The following is a 14,539-nucleotide window of genomic DNA, read 5'->3' as shown; positions in this document are numbered from 1 at the left end:
CCACAGCTCAGGCGGGCAGCGTCACCAGCAGGGATGTCTCTCCAGGTTCCACCTTCACCTCGTGCCAGCCTCAGCCGTGCTGACTACTTAGCTGTTCGATAATGGTGGCGCGCAGCAGGGCTCGCCCTTCGTCGATGCGAGTTGATCGGGAGAGTCCTTTCGCCCACATCAGCGCCAGGGTTCGACTCAGCACTGGCTCGTGCAGCGCCACGACTTTCAGCTGGGGATCGCACTGGTTCGCGGCATAGAGTCCGGGCAGGATAGCAACTGCCAACCCTGAGCGCACCAAGCCGTAAAGCGTCTCGACATAATCTGTGGTGTATCTGGGCTTGAGCCCGGGCAACTGGCTCTGGGCCAGTCCGTTGACCTGCCGGCTGACGTTGCCTCTGGCAAAAAGGGCGATGTCGCGGCGGGTCAGCTCATGCCAGCTGATGGCCTCTTCCCCTGCCAGCGGATCCTGCCGGTTGATCACCGCCACCAGCGCATCGTCCAGCAGCGGCGTCACCTCCAGCGAGTCGGGCAACTCGCCATCCAGCACGCCAATCCCCGCATCCAGAGACCCCTCGGCCAGCGCCTGCAACAGACCGTCGTTGGTGTGATCCTGAAACTCGACCAGCAAGCCCGGAAACTGCTGCTGCAGACGGGCGGCCGCCAGCGGAAACATCAGGGTGCAGGCCGACGGGATCAGACCGATGCGCAGGGTGCCATCGCCCCCTTCGACCATCACCTGCTGCATATCGGCAAAAGCGGCGTGGGCCACATTGAGCAGCCCCTTGGCGTGGGGCAGGATCGCCTCCCCCTGTTCGGTCAGGGTGACCGCCTGCGCGGTGCGGTGAAACAGTTTGCCGCCTAGTACAGATTCAATCTGGCGCAGGGCACTGCTCAGGGCGGGCTGGCTGATGGCCATCTGATTGGCCGTTTCGGTGAAGTGGCGCAGCTGGGCCAGCGTGACAAAATACTGGATCTGCTTCAGAGAGAGCGCAGGCAGACGGCGCCAAGGTTCGGACATGAAATCGACAACCGGAGAAAAACGTTTGCAGCAGCATAACCCTTTCTTATCCAGTTATAAATTCTTTGCGCTATGCACGGACCAATCCCCTCCCTAAAGTGGGCCCATTATTCCCCTTGTCAGGCCATCTCCTTCATGTGTGAACAAGATGCATCCCTCAACTTGCGCCGCCGCGTCGTGCAGGCTGCCCTCGGCGAAGCCCCCTTCGATCTGCTGCTGACCAACGCCAACCTGATCGACATGGTGACCGGCGAGATCCGCCCCGTCGACGTGGGGCTGGTCGGCCCGCTGATCGCCAGCGTCCATCCGGTCGGCTCCTTCCAGCAGGCACGCGAGACCCACGATCTGGCCGGCGCCTATCTCTCGCCCGGTCTTATCGACAGCCATGTCCATGTGGAGAGCTCCCACCTGACGCCGGAGCGCTACGCCGATGTGGTGGTCGCACAGGGCACCACCACCATCTTCTGGGATCCCCACGAACTGGCCAATGTACTCGGGCTGGCGGGGGTGCGCTACGCCATCGACGCCAGCCGCAATCTGCCGCTGCGGGTCATCTGCGCCGCCCCCTCCAGCGTTCCCTCGACGCCGGGTCTCGAGATGTCGGGCGCCGACTTCCACGGCCCCGAGATGGCCACCATGCTGGAGTGGCCGGAGGTGGCGGGAATCGCCGAGGTGATGGACATGCAGGGGGTGCTGGGCGGCAGCGAGCGGATGACCGGCATTCTGCACGCCGGTTTGCAACGCAATGCCCTGATTGAGGGACACGCCCGGGGCCTCACTGGTCACCGGCTGCAAGCCTATCTGGCTGCCGGGGTCAGCTCGGATCACGAACTCACCTCGGCTGCCGATGCGCTGGAAAAATTGCGGGCCGGGCTCACCCTGCAGCTGCGCGGCTCCCACCCCTACCTGCTGCCGGAGATCGTCGCGGCGCTGAAACAGCTGCCCCACCTCTCCTCCCAAATCACCCTCTGTACCGACGATGTGCCGCCCGACATGCTGCTGGAGAAAGGGGGCATGATTGCGCTGGTCAAGCTGCTGGCTGAACTCGGGCTGGCGGTGCCCGATGTGCTGCGAATGGCCACCCTCAATGCCGCCATCCGGCTGCAGCGCAACGATCTGGGGCTGGTTGCCGCCGGCCGCTGCGCCGATCTGGTGGTGTTCGACAACCTCACTGATCTCAACCCGATCTGGGTCTACAGCGGTGGTCAGCGGGTCGCCCGCCATGGCGCCATTCTCAAACCCTCCGAGCATGTCGCCGGTTGTCAGGCGCCGCGCGATACCATGCAGATCCCCCTGCGCACGCAGGAGGAGTTCATCATCCGGGTACCCGGGCTGACTGCGGGTCGGGCCCGCTTCAAGACCATCAAGGGGGCTCGCTTCACCCAGTGGAGTGAAACCGAGGTTGAGGTTCGGGATGGTCAGGTCATCGTGCCTGCGGGATTTAGCCTCATCTCGGTGCAACACCGCCATGGCCGCCATCAGGCGGGCACCCGGCTGGCGCTGCTGGAGGGGTGGGGCGAGCTGCAAGGGGCCATCGCCACCAGCTACTCCCACGACTCCCACAATCTGGTGGTGCTGGGGCGCGACCCGCAAGAGATGATGCTGGCCGCCAACACTCTGATCACCAGCGGGGGCGGCATGGCGGTCGTCCAGCAGGGTGAGGTGCTGGCCCACGTTGCCATGCCCATCGCCGGCATGCTCTCCGACCTGCCGGCCAGCGAGCTGGCCGCCAGCTTCCACGCTCTGCGCGAAGTGAGCGGCAAGGTGGTGGAGTGGGAGCCCCCCTACCGTGTCTTCAAGGCCATCGAGGGAACCTGCCTTGCCTGCAATGCGGGGCCCCATCTGACCGATCTCGGCCTCACCGATGGCCTGACCCGCGAGATTGTCGACCCCTTTATCTGCTGCTGGCCCCACGATGCCAGCCAAGCCGATTAACCTCGAGGAGAACAGCGTGAACCCTGTCGCCATTATTCTGGATACCGACCCCGGCATCGACGATGCCGTTGCCATCGCCGCCGCCCTGTTTCACCCCGGGATCGAGCTGGCGCTCATCACCACGGTCGCCGGCAACGTCGATGTCAGCAAGACCACCCGCAACGCCCTGCGCCTGCTGCACTTTTTCGGCCAAGAAGTGCCGGTGGCACAGGGGGCCAGCCAGCCCCTCGTGCACCCCCTCGACAATGCCAGCCATATCCACGGCCACTCCGGCCTCGATGGTTACGAGTTTGCCGAACCCGGGCAACAGCCGATACCGGAGCATGCCGTCGAAGCCATGAAGGCCACCCTGCTCGCCAGCGAACAATCCATGACGCTGGTGCCCATCGGGCCGCTGACCAATATCGCCCTGCTGTTCACCCTGCACCCCGAGTGTCGGGAGAAGATCGCGCGGATCGTGTTGATGGGCGGCTCGGCCGGTCGGGGCAACCACACCCCCAATGCCGAGTTCAATATCTACGTGGATCCGGAGGCGGCTCACATCGTCTTCAGCAGCGGTCTGCCCATCGTGATGTGCGGACTCGATATCACCAGCCGGGCCACCCTGACCGGCGAGATGATTGCGGCGCTGCCCGCCCTCAACCGCACCGGCGCCATGCTCCACGCCCTGTTCGGCCACTATCGCGGCGGCAGTATGCAGACCGGGCTCAAGATGCACGATCTCTGCGCCATTGCCTATCTGGTGCGCCCCGATCTCTTTATCACCCGGGCCTGCCATGTGGCCATCGAGACCCGGGGTGAGCACACCCTCGGCACCACCTCGGTGGATATCAACAACCGGCTCAAACGCCCGCCCAACGCCGAGGTGTGTCTCGATATCGACGTGCCCGGATTCAGGGCCTGGTGCATGGAGACCCTTGCCCGCGCCATCTGATCCCGAACCGCCAGCCCGCTGGCCCATTCACATCAAGAAGAGAGTGTTGGAAACATGCTGGAAATAATTGTCAGCACCCTGATCCTGGTCATCTGCGGCTATCTCATCGCCAAAAACTACGATGCCAAGATAGTGCTGTTTGGCGCCGGGCTGCTGCTGATGTTTGCCGCCGTCGGACTGGGTCACCCCCTGCTGCCTGCGGCGCAGAGCAGCGGCCTCAGCTGGCTTGATCCCTTCGTCCAGATCAAGCAGATCTTCATCAGCCAGATGGGCAATGTCGGTCTCACCATCATGGTGCTGTTCGGCTTCTCCAGCTACATGAGCCACATCGGCGCCAACGACGTCACCGTCATGCTGCTGACCCGCCCCTTGAGCCGTATCCGCTCCCCCTACCTGCTGGTGCCGGTGATTTTCCTGCTGGGCAACCTGCTCTCGTTGGTTGTACCGAGCGCTGCCAGTCTGGCGGTGTTGCTGATGGCGACCCTCTATCCGGTGCTCAAGGCGTCGAACATGTCCTCCCTTACCGCGGGGGCCGTCATTGCCACCACTGCCACCATCATGCCCAGCCCGCTGGGGGCCGATAATGTGCTTGCAGCCCAGAAACTGGGGATCCCGCTGGTGGAGTACATCGTCTCCTACCACGCCCCCATCTCGCTGCCAACGCTGGCGTTGATGGCAGTAGTGCACTACTTCTGGCAAAAGGCGATGGACAAGCGCCAGCAGGCGCGCGGCGGACTGGAGGAAAAAGAGGAGTCGCTCGCCGTTCCGACCGGCTTGCCGCCCGCCTACTACGGCCTCTTTCCGGTGCTGCCACTGGTGCTGGTACTGCTGTTCGGTATCTGCTTCACCCATATCTCCCTCGGGCTGGTGGAGATCACCTTCGTCTGCCTGCTGCTCACCATAGGGGTGGAGCTGCTGCGCAAAGGCAATATCAAGGAGACCAGCAAGGAGTTCGCCATCTTCTTTACCGGCATGGGCACAGGTCTGGCTCAGGTGGTCTCGCTCATAGTAGCGGCCAGCATGCTGGTGGAGGGGCTCAAAGCCATCGGCATCATAGATACCCTGGTCGATAGCGTGAAGCACATCGACGGCGTCGGCTCCATCCTGATGTTCTTCTTCTCCGGCACGGCGGCGCTGATCGGCTTTATCAGCGGCAGCGGTCTGGCGGTCTTCTACTCCTTTATCAACATCATTCCCGAAATCACCGAGAAGGTCGGGGTCAACAGCGTGGCGGTGGCCCTGCCGATGCAGCTCACCGCCAACCTGATCCGCTCCATGTCGCCGGTCGCCGCGGTAATCATCGTCATCGCCTCGATCACCGGCAGCAACCCCATCGAGATTATCAAGCGCACCTCGGTGCCCATCATCTCGGGCATCATCTGCTGCATGACCCTCTCCTACCTGCTGTTCAGCTAAACCAGCTCCATCTGCAGGCGATCAATCCGGTCGCCTGCAGACGGTTTTTTACCCCCGGTTGAAAGTGAACCCACTGCATGTAAACGCCCGGAAGATAATCGGTGGGGATCGTCTATAACTTTTGCGACCAAGAGCCACATACGCCTGAGTAACTGACCGCCAGCCATCAGGCTCAGCCCCCTAATTCAACTCCCAGAGCTCTCGTGCCGTCATTCTTGGTTGGCGCCCTGCATAGACAGCATCACCAGCAAGGACTCGCCTTTCCCTGACACCACTCTCACCTCGCGCCAGTCGCGGATCACCGCCACCACCGCAGGGTTGAGCGGTGCATCGCCCCCCACCTGTACCACGGCGCAGCCTGCACGCAGGGCACTCTCAATACCGGCCGGGGCATCCTCAAATACCAGACAGCGAGCGGGTGGCACGCCAAGCCGTACAGCGCCCAGCAGATAGGGCTCGGGATCGGGTTTGCCATTGACCACCGCTTCGGCTCCCACCAACACGTTAGGCAGCGGCAAACCGGCACAATTCAGGCGATGGCGGGCAACCCGCTCACCAGCGGAGGTCACGATGGCCCAATGCTGTGGCGGCAGGTGGCGCAGCAACTCGCCAGCTCCTGCGATGGCGTCGCCGCCGGTATGCAGCATCTCCAACTCATCAAGCCGCGCGACCTCTCGCTCCACATCCAGTTGCGGAGCCAGCGACCGGATCACCTCGCGCGAACGCATACCGTGACACATCGCCAACACCGGCTCGGGATCGCGCAGATGTTCACGACACCAGAGCCGCCATACCTGCTCCACATCGCCGGTCGAGCAGACCAGGGTGCCATCCATATCGAACAGCAGGGCGGATACCGACAGGGTGATCGTGTTCATGCCAGCACTCATACAGACACTCATACAGGCACCTCGGCCAGCTCGGGCAGAGAGCCAGAGAGCGCATCGGCAAAGGCCTGCTGCTGGGCGGCACGCTCATAACAGGCGAGCGCCTGCTCGGTACTGCCAGCCCACACTTGCAAGGGGCCGACCACAAACCCCTGTTGCAACAGGCTGGCGAGCAGCTCCCCAGTCTCCGGGGCCGCCAACGGCTGAGCCAGCACCAGCTTGCCCTTGATCAAAAACAGATAACGTTGGGTAGACATGATATGGCTCCTTATTCCGGTTCAGAGGAGGGCGATTCCCCCCTTGCCGAGCCATTAGAACAAGGCGATTAGATAATTTATAATCAATAAATCGCCACTTTGGATAACCAATTGGAATGAAATTCGACTTGAGGCAACTGCAGGCGTTTGTGACGCTGGCCGAGACCGCCAACTACCGGGAAGCGGCCAATCGCCTCTTCATTACCCAACCGGCCCTCACCAAGCAGATCCAGGGGCTGGAGCAGACGCTGGGCTGCACCCTGTTCAAGCGGGGCCGCCATGGTGCCGAGCTGACGGCGCTCGGCGCCCAGCTGCTCACTCAGGCAAGCGCACTGGTCAAATACGGCAGGGAGTTTGAACGTCACGCGCTGGCAGTGGCGAGTGGCGTGGCCGGTCGGCTCAAGATTGGGTTTGGCCTGTCGAGTTTCGCGCTGGCCCCTGCGCTGGTGGCCCGCTTCAAACAGCAGGTCACGGACGTGATGGTCCATCTGCAGGATATGCCCTCCGCGATCCAGCAGGAGCAGCTGCTCTCCGGCCAGTTGCAACTTGGTTTTATGCGTCGGCCAGAGACTCCGCTGTTGCAGGAGCATCGGCTGCTGACCGACCGGCTGGTACTGGCGGTGCCAACCCGGATGACCCAGCCAGATCCGTCATCGTTTGACGTCCAGCAGGCACTGACTAGTCAACCCCTGTTGCAGATGGTGGGCTACCGTTGTCCCGGCCTAACCCGGCAGATCGCCGGGTTTCTCGGCGCCAACCGGCTGACCGGCATGGTTCAAGAGGCAGAGGATATTCAGACTCTGGTGGCATTGGTTGCGGCAGGCATAGGTAATGCCATCCTGCCGCACAGCGTCAGCTTTATCGCGGGCCCGGACGTCACCCTCTATCCCCTCTTTGGCCCCTGTTCCGAGTGGGAGATAAGTCTGGTGTGGAACCCCGCCTTTGCCGACCCGATCCGCGATCGCTTCGTGCAGCTGGTCCTCGATCCCCATCCCGCACCGCACCCAGCCACAATCGATCGCTGACCCAGCCAAAAACTCCCGCAGACGGAACCAGGAGAAGATAGCGCTCAGCAATCGAGATGAATTAATCGGGCCTTTGTGAATCAAAGCATTTCAATTAACACACCACTGATCTTCACAGGGGATGCCATCTCCTTCCCCATCCATCTTGGTACCAGGGCAGTTTTGTAAAAACCAGGTTGCCTCCTCACAGGAGGTCATCTGGGAGCAATGCTGCCGACCATCACACTGGCGAGTAAAGGTCGCTGCCTGTGGCGTACTGAAGATGGAACTAACCTCCTCTTGAGTAACTGGCGATGCGGGCGGCAAATTGGCAAAGAAGCGGGAATAGATGGAAAAGAGGCCGACGAGCAGCAACAGGGGGAGCAATTTACCACTCCAGCTGCTCTTGCGACGTCGATAGGGGTTACTTCTCTCTCTGGTCGAGGTGGGTCTTGGCGGCTGACTTGCCGCCCGAAATGCAGGCGCCACCGATGATGCGGCTGATCTTGCTGCTGATGGTGCGACCGACGGCACAACACCCGCCAACGTGAGCGGGCGATCGGGGAAAAAGACCTGCAACGCCCTTGGCTTGCCATCCTGACCACTGCCGATCAGATAGGTGACACGCTCCCCCGGCTCGGGCACCCGGCCATCTGATTGCAGCGCCGTAACATGCACAAACAGCCCTGCACCGCGTGATCCATTGATTGTCTGCTCGGCGCCATTTTGCTCCGGCGTAATAAATCCAAAGCCGCGCGCCTCGTTCCAGCTCGCGATCCGTCCCTGATAACGCATCTGTCCATCCTTGTTGTTATCCATGTGAGCACTATATTGCCCGACAATCATGTTGCCCAAAAGCGCTGCGGCCCGACAGGGAGCCGCAGAGTCAATCTCAACACGGTGATCGGGTGCAGCCTGCGTTAAGGATCAAGCCAGCTGGGACACCTTGATGATCTCGGCGATGCGACTCAGCATCCGCAGCGAGGTGTGATGCTCGGTGGCATCTGCGGCGGCGCAGGCATCCTCCAGAATGGTGATGGCGTAGTCGCGATCGTGACCATCCCGCGCTGCCGCCTGAATGGCCCAGCTGGTGCTCACCCCGCACAGATAGAGGTGGTCGATGTGGTTGGCCCGCAGCGCAGGCTCCAGCGCCGTGCCATAGAAGGGGCTGACCCTGGGCTTGGCCAGCACCAGATCACCGGGTTGCACATCCAGATCAGGATGAAAGTCGGTGCCGCTGTCAGCCAAAGAGAGCGCCCCCAACTGGTGAGCGCGACCAAACATGGGAGACCCCTTGGGTTGCAGCTGATAGCCGCCGTCAAAGCCCACCTTGATCAGCACCACCAGCCAGCGGTGGGCGCGGGCATGGGCCAGCGCCTGATTGGCATGCGCAATGGCATCCTGCTCCAGCACATGGGCTGCGGAGGCGGCAATGCGCCCGTCGGGATGGGCAATATCGTTGATAAAATCGATCACCAGCAGTGCCTTGTTCATCACCTTTGCTCCTTCGCGAATTCAGCCCGTGTTACCTGGTTTCTACCTGTCAAACCAGCCCCAGTGCATAGCGCAGCGCCATCTCCTTGAGCGGGCCCGCCTTGTCCGCCAGATTGAGAGCAAGATTGCGGGCCAGCTTGAGGGGGCCAATCTCGTTGCTGAATACCCCGTAGAAGAGATCCATTCCCGACTGCATCAGCAGGTTGTCGGGGCGACGGCGTCGCTCGTAACGCTCGGCCAACGCCAGCTGATGCCAGTCGGCGCCAGCTCCTTGCAGCAGATCAGCCCAGCAGGCCACATCCTTGAAGCCGAGGTTGACCCCCTGCCCCGCCAGTGGGTTGATGGTGTGGGCAGCATCGCCAAGCAGCACCACCCGACCGACGTGATAGTCGTTGGCGTGGCGACGCACCAGCGGGAAGCTCCCCTTGCCGGTGACGGTAAATCCGCCGAGGCGGCTTGGGAAGTGGCGGCGCACTTCGGCGGCAAGCCCTTCGTTGCTCATGGCCGCCAGCGCGCGGATACGGGCCGGGTTGTCATACCACACCAGGGAGCCGTGCTGACCGGGCAGCGGCAGGAAGGCGCGCGGGCCGCTCGGGGTGAACTGCTGCCAGGTGATATCTTCCTGCGCAAAGTCGGTGTCGATATTGATCAGCATGCAGTGCTGGCGGTACTCGAAGCGCGATACGCCGATACCGGCCAGCTTGCGGGTGTGGGATTCGGCACCGTCGCAGGCCAGCACCCAGCGGGCCGCCAGCTCGGTGCCGTCGTCCAGAGTCAGCACAGCTTCATCTGCTCTCTGGCGCAGGCTGGTCACCGCCGCCGGGGTGTGGGTCTGGATGGTGGGAAAATCCTCCATCCGTTTGAGCAGGGCGAGCTGCACCAGCCGGTTTTCGATGATGTAGCCGAGCTGGGGCAGACCGAGATCGGCGGAATTGAAGCGGGTGGCAAAACCGTCCAGCTCCCAGGTCTCCAGTCGGCGGTAGGGGCAGAGCCGCATCTGCTGCAGATGGTGCCAGGCACCGGTCTGCTCCAGCAGCGCCACCGAGGCCTGACTGATGGCGGAGACCCGCAGATCCAGCGGCTGCTCCGGCGCGTAATGCTCCGGCAGTTGGGTCTCGATGACCCGCACCGAGAGGCCCTGAGCCGCCAGCAGACAGGCGGTGGCGGCGCCCACCATGCCGGCGCCGACGATGGCGATATCACACTGTTCCATGCATTTATTCCTGAAAGGGTGCGTCCGGCGACAGCGCCCGGACGTGAACCGAATGGCAGCATGATAGCGCAAGGGCGGCTGATAAACAGTGAGACAAACGGGGAATTGCTGCGTCAAATCAAGGAGAAAGCTTATTGAGCTTGCTGGCAACAGGTATCGGGTGAGCACCATTGCCAGCTGGATATTAGCTAGGCAGTATCCAGATTGCGGAGTAAAATGCGCGGTCCTTTGACCATGCCGATTTCAAAACAAGTCAAGAGAAGCAATGAGCAAGAAACTTCACATTAAAACCTGGGGTTGCCAGATGAACGAGTATGACTCGTCCAAAATGGCCGACCTGTTGGATGCCAGCAATGGCTACACCCTTACCGAAGAGCCCGAAGAGGCAGATGTCTTGCTGCTCAATACCTGCTCCATCCGCGAAAAAGCGCAGGAGAAGGTGTTCCACCAGCTGGGACGCTGGAAAAAGCTCAAGGCCAAAAAGCCCGGTCTGGTGATCGGCGTGGGTGGCTGCGTTGCCTCTCAGGAGGGCGATGCGATTCGCCAACGCGCTCCCTATGTGGATATCGTGTTCGGCCCGCAGACCCTGCATCGCCTGCCCGCCATGATCAAGGAAGTGCAAGAGGGCCATGGTGCCCAGGTTGATATCGCCTTCCCCGAGATCGAAAAATTCGACAGCCTGCCCGAACCGCGCGCCGAAGGGGCCACCGCGTTCGTCTCCATCATGGAAGGCTGCTCCAAATACTGTACTTACTGCGTGGTGCCCTACACCCGCGGTGAAGAGGTGAGCCGTCCGCTGGACGACGTGCTCTACGAAATCGCCCAGCTCGCCCAGCAGGGCGTGCGCGAAGTGAACCTGCTCGGCCAGAACGTCAACGCCTACCGCGGCCCGACCTTTGATGGCGGCATCTGCACCTTCGCCGAGCTGCTGCGTCTGGTGGCCGCCATCGACGGTATCGATCGCATTCGCTACACCACCAGCCACCCGATCGAGTTCACCGACGACATCATCGAAGTCTACAAAGACACCCCTGAAGTGGTCAGCTTCCTGCACCTGCCGGTGCAGAGCGGCTCCGACCGTATTCTGACCATGATGAAGCGCCCGCACACCATCCTGGAGTACAAATCCAAGATCCGTCGCCTGCGTGCCGCCCGTCCCGACATCACCATCAGCTCCGACTTCATCGTTGGCTTCCCGAATGAGACGGACGAAGACTTTGAAGCGACCATGAAGCTGATCGAGGATGTGGGTTTCGACATGAGCTTCAGCTTCATCTTCAGCCCGCGCCCGGGCACCCCGGCCGCCGACATGCCCGACGATGTCGACATGGAAGTGAAGAAAGCCCGTCTGGCCCGCCTGCAGCACGTCATCAACAACCAGGCGATGCAGATTGGCCGTGCCATGCTGGGCACCACCCAGCGCATCCTGGTGGAAGGGCCCTCCAAGCTCGACCCGATGCAGCTGTGTGGCCGCACCGAGAACAACCGGGTGGTCAACTTCGAAGGCCTGCACACCCTGATCGGCGGCTTTGCCGACGTGGAGATCACCGAGGTGCGTCCCAACTCCCTGCGCGGCAAGTTCATCCGCGGCGAGAGCGAGATGAACCTGCGGATCGCCACCGCCCCGAGCGAAATCCTGGCCCGTCGCCCGGATAACGTACCGGACGAGCTGGGCGTGGCCGCCTTCACACCCCATTAATCCCCTCCTCCCCATTCGCCCGGCGGATGGGGAGCGCCTTGAGACGAGGATATTTTGAGCCGACACATCTCGACCCTGAATCTGCATCTGGAGCCCGCCGACAACCAGCGCCTTGCCAGCCTGTGCGGCCCCTTCGATGACAATATCAAGCAGCTGGAGCGCCGCCTCGGCGTCGAGATCAGCTACCGTGACAGCCACTTCCAACTGGTGGGCAAACCGGCCCAGCTGGATGCCGCCGCCGTCATCCTCAAGCACCTCTATGTGGAAACCCAGCCCCTCAAGGGTGGCAAGGTGACCGACATCACTCCCGATATGGTCCATCTAGCCATTCAGGAGTCGCGAGTGCTGGAGCAGGATGACGAACCGGCGCCGAGCATCCCCTATGGCAAGGAGGTGACGGTCAAGACCAAGCGCGGTCTCATCAAGCCACGCAGCCCAAATCAGGCCCAGTACATTGCCAATATCGTGCGCCACGACATCTGCTTCGGCATAGGCCCGGCCGGTACCGGCAAGACCTATCTGGCGGTCGCGGCGGCGGTGGATGCGCTGGAGCGTCAGGAAATTCGCCGCATTCTGCTGACCCGTCCGGCGGTGGAAGCGGGGGAGAAGCTGGGCTTCCTGCCCGGGGATCTCTCCCAGAAGGTCGATCCCTACCTGCGCCCGCTCTACGACGCCCTGTTCGAGATGCTGGGCTTTGAGCGGGTCGAGAAGCTGATGGAGCGCAATATCATCGAGGTGGCGCCGCTCGCCTATATGCGCGGAAGAACCCTCAATGACGCCTTTATCATTCTCGATGAGGCCCAGAACACCACCACCGAGCAGATGAAGATGTTCCTCACCCGCATCGGCTTCAACTCTAAGGCCGTGGTCACCGGCGACATCACCCAGGTAGACCTGCCGCGCAACGCCAAATCCGGCCTGCGCCACGCGCTGGAAGTGCTGCCAGGGGTCGATGGTCTGTCGTTCAACTTCTTCGAGTCCAAAGACGTGGTGCGCCACCCGGTGGTGGCCCGTATCGTGCAGGCTTACGAGGCATTCGATGCCAAACAGGCAACCGAGAAGGTGGCCGGCCAAACAAACGCCAGCAAAGAGAGTGAGCAATGAGCGTAACCCTGGATCTGCAACTGGCCAGTGCCAGCACTGACGGCCTGCCCACCGAAGCCCAGCTGCAAGGCTGGCTCGACGGCACCATTCTCGGCTTCCAGCAGGAGGCTGAAGTGACGGTGCGCATCGTCGACGAGGCGGAGAGCAACGAACTCAACCTCACCTATCGCGGCAAGGACAAGCCCACCAACGTGCTCTCCTTCCCGTTCGAGGCGCCGCCCGGTCTGGAGCTGCCGCTGCTCGGCGATCTGGTGATCTGCCGTCAGGTGGTAGAGCGCGAGGCCGAGGAGCAGGGCAAGCCCCTGATGGCCCACTGGGCCCACATGGTTGTGCACGGCAGTCTGCATCTGCTAGGTTATGACCATATCGAGGATGAGGAAGCCGAAGAGATGGAAGCGCTTGAGCGCGACATCATGCAGGAGCTAGGTTTTGCCGATCCTTATCTGAACGACGAAGAGTAAAGAACCGGATGGTCATCGTCTTGAAACAGCAGATGACCATCCTTATATAACCCGAACTATTTCAAGTGTGTTCATACGAGTAACCAAGAGAGAAAATGACCGACGATCACCCTAGTACCGGCTCGCCGAAGAAAACCTGGCTCGACAAACTCAGCCAACTCTTCCAGGGCGAGCCAAAAGACCGCAATGATTTGGTAGACGTGATAGCCGATGCCGAAGAGCGCGACCTCATCGATCAGGACACCAAGGACATGATCGAGGGGGTGCTGGAGATCGCCGATCTTCGCGTGCGAGATATCATGATCCCCCGCTCCCAGATGGTGACCATCGAGAAGTCCCAACCGGTGGATGCAATCCTGCCGGTGATCATCGAGTCCGGTCACTCCCGCTTCCCGGTGATCAACGAGGACAAGGATCATGTGGAGGGCATACTGCTCGCCAAGGATCTGCTCCCCTTCGGGTTTGGCGGCCATCACGCCAGCGAGCCGCTGCAGCTCGAGAAAATCTTGCGCCCCACGGTGATCGTCCCCGAAAGCAAACGGGTTGACCGTCTGCTCAAGGAGTTCCGTGAAGAGCGCTACCACATGGCCATCGTGGTCGACGAATTTGGTGGCGTCTCCGGTCTGGTGACCATCGAAGACATACTGGAACTGATCGTTGGCGAGATCGACGACGAGTTTGACGACATCGAGGATGAACCGGACGAAATCCGCCGCATCAGCAAACGGGTCTTCTCGGTTAGTGCCCTTACCGAGATCGAGGATTTCAACGACTTCTTCGGCACCCAGTTCAGCGATGAAGAGGTGGATACGGTAGGCGGTCTGGTGATGCACGCCTTCAGTCATCTGCCCAAGAAGGGCGAGGAGATCGAGCTGGACGGCTACCTGTTCAAGGTGATGCATGCCGACCGGCGTCGTCTGCAGCAGTTGCAGGTGAAGATCCCCGAGCACCACGCGGCGGCGCAATCCGAGCCGCAATAAGCAGATCCGCTCGATGTGTGAAACAACGCCCCGACCTCGGGGCGTTGTGCTCTCTGCCACCGGCATCGAGGCTCGCCGTTGCCCCGCTTACAGGTTAAGATACCGGCCATTCGACCCCAGTTGCACACCAAGACGAGCACCATCGC

14 protein-coding genes are annotated in these 14,539 nt (G+C 61.6%); 8 read left to right on the top strand and 6 right to left on the bottom strand.

Annotated features, from left to right (window positions below):
• Positions 1-70: 70 nt before the first annotated feature.
• On the bottom strand, positions 71-1,009 hold the full coding sequence (locus G5221_RS07455) for a LysR family transcriptional regulator (RefSeq protein ID WP_421263036.1): 939 nt from the start codon (positions 1,007-1,009) through the stop codon (positions 71-73).
• A gap of 135 nt (positions 1,010-1,144) precedes the next feature.
• Here G5221_RS07455 and G5221_RS07450 point away from each other — a divergent pair, with 135 nt between their 5' ends.
• The 3 genes from G5221_RS07450 to dcuC are packed head-to-tail and all read left to right on the top strand — an operon-like array spanning position 1,145 to position 5,294.
• Entirely contained in the window at positions 1,145-2,944 is a 1,800-nt protein-coding gene (locus G5221_RS07450) for an adenine deaminase (RefSeq protein WP_421263035.1), read from the top strand.
• 16 nt (positions 2,945-2,960) lie between these two features.
• Positions 2,961-3,878 (top strand): ribonucleoside hydrolase RihC, encoded by a 918-nt coding sequence (rihC, locus tag G5221_RS07445; protein ID WP_421263034.1) that lies wholly within the window; start codon positions 2,961-2,963, stop codon positions 3,876-3,878.
• A gap of 54 nt (positions 3,879-3,932) precedes the next feature.
• Positions 3,933-5,294 carry a C4-dicarboxylate transporter DcuC gene (gene dcuC / locus G5221_RS07440; RefSeq protein ID WP_042029811.1) on the top strand — a complete coding sequence of 454 codons (1,362 nt, stop codon included), beginning with the start codon at positions 3,933-3,935 and terminating at the stop codon, positions 5,292-5,294.
• Positions 5,295-5,503: 209 nt separating this feature from the next.
• Here the strand turns inward: dcuC and G5221_RS07435 are convergent, their stop codons facing one another.
• Positions 5,504-6,172, bottom strand: a complete 669-nt coding sequence (locus G5221_RS07435) for an HAD-IA family hydrolase (RefSeq protein WP_266134337.1) — start codon at positions 6,170-6,172, stop codon at positions 5,504-5,506.
• A 20-nt stretch (positions 6,173-6,192) separates the two neighbouring features.
• A complete protein-coding gene (locus tag G5221_RS07430; protein WP_266134338.1) occupies positions 6,193-6,438 on the bottom strand; it encodes a hypothetical protein in 246 nt (81 codons plus the stop codon).
• A 116-nt stretch (positions 6,439-6,554) separates the two neighbouring features.
• Between G5221_RS07430 and G5221_RS07425 the strand changes: the two genes are divergently transcribed.
• A complete protein-coding gene (locus G5221_RS07425) occupies positions 6,555-7,463 on the top strand; it encodes a LysR family transcriptional regulator (protein ID WP_421263033.1) in 909 nt (302 codons plus the stop codon).
• A 90-nt stretch (positions 7,464-7,553) separates the two neighbouring features.
• On the opposite strand, the gene G5221_RS07420 is transcribed toward G5221_RS07425, so the two are convergent.
• The 3 genes from G5221_RS07420 to G5221_RS07410 form a co-directional block, all read right to left on the bottom strand.
• Positions 7,554-8,237, bottom strand: a complete 684-nt coding sequence (locus G5221_RS07420) for a cold shock domain-containing protein (protein WP_266134395.1) — start codon at positions 8,235-8,237, stop codon at positions 7,554-7,556.
• Between the two features lie 132 nt (positions 8,238-8,369).
• A complete protein-coding gene (locus G5221_RS07415; protein WP_266134339.1) occupies positions 8,370-8,936 on the bottom strand; it encodes a cysteine hydrolase family protein in 567 nt (188 codons plus the stop codon).
• A gap of 49 nt (positions 8,937-8,985) precedes the next feature.
• Positions 8,986-10,149 (bottom strand): FAD-dependent oxidoreductase, encoded by a 1,164-nt coding sequence (locus G5221_RS07410; protein ID WP_421263032.1) that lies wholly within the window; start codon positions 10,147-10,149, stop codon positions 8,986-8,988.
• A 265-nt stretch (positions 10,150-10,414) separates the two neighbouring features.
• On the opposite strand from G5221_RS07410, the gene miaB reads away from it, so the two are divergent.
• The 4 genes from miaB (at position 10,415) to corC (ending at position 14,393) form a co-directional block, all read left to right on the top strand.
• Positions 10,415-11,848: a tRNA (N6-isopentenyl adenosine(37)-C2)-methylthiotransferase MiaB gene (gene miaB / locus G5221_RS07405; protein ID WP_064340809.1), complete on the top strand. Its 1,434-nt coding sequence runs from the start codon at positions 10,415-10,417 to the stop codon at positions 11,846-11,848.
• A 54-nt stretch (positions 11,849-11,902) separates the two neighbouring features.
• The gene (locus tag G5221_RS07400; RefSeq protein WP_021229750.1) at positions 11,903-12,952 is read left to right on the top strand and encodes a PhoH family protein; all 1,050 of its coding nucleotides are present in this window, start codon (positions 11,903-11,905) and stop codon (positions 12,950-12,952) included.
• Positions 12,949-13,413: an rRNA maturation RNase YbeY gene (gene ybeY, locus G5221_RS07395; RefSeq protein WP_005354089.1), complete on the top strand. Its 465-nt coding sequence runs from the start codon at positions 12,949-12,951 to the stop codon at positions 13,411-13,413. Before G5221_RS07400 ends, ybeY begins: the two co-directional genes overlap by 4 nt.
• A 95-nt stretch (positions 13,414-13,508) precedes the next feature.
• Positions 13,509-14,393 carry a CNNM family magnesium/cobalt transport protein CorC gene (gene corC / locus G5221_RS07390; protein ID WP_203118663.1) on the top strand — a complete coding sequence of 295 codons (885 nt, stop codon included), beginning with the start codon at positions 13,509-13,511 and terminating at the stop codon, positions 14,391-14,393.
• The last annotated feature ends 146 nt before the right edge of the window (positions 14,394-14,539 follow it).

The sequence above is a fragment of the Aeromonas sp. 602200 genome (genome assembly GCF_049173895.1).
GTDB classification, from domain to species: domain Bacteria; phylum Pseudomonadota; class Gammaproteobacteria; order Enterobacterales; family Aeromonadaceae; genus Aeromonas; species Aeromonas veronii_A.
Note: the sequence above shows the minus strand (reverse complement) of the source record. Positions and strands in the feature narration are given on the sequence as shown.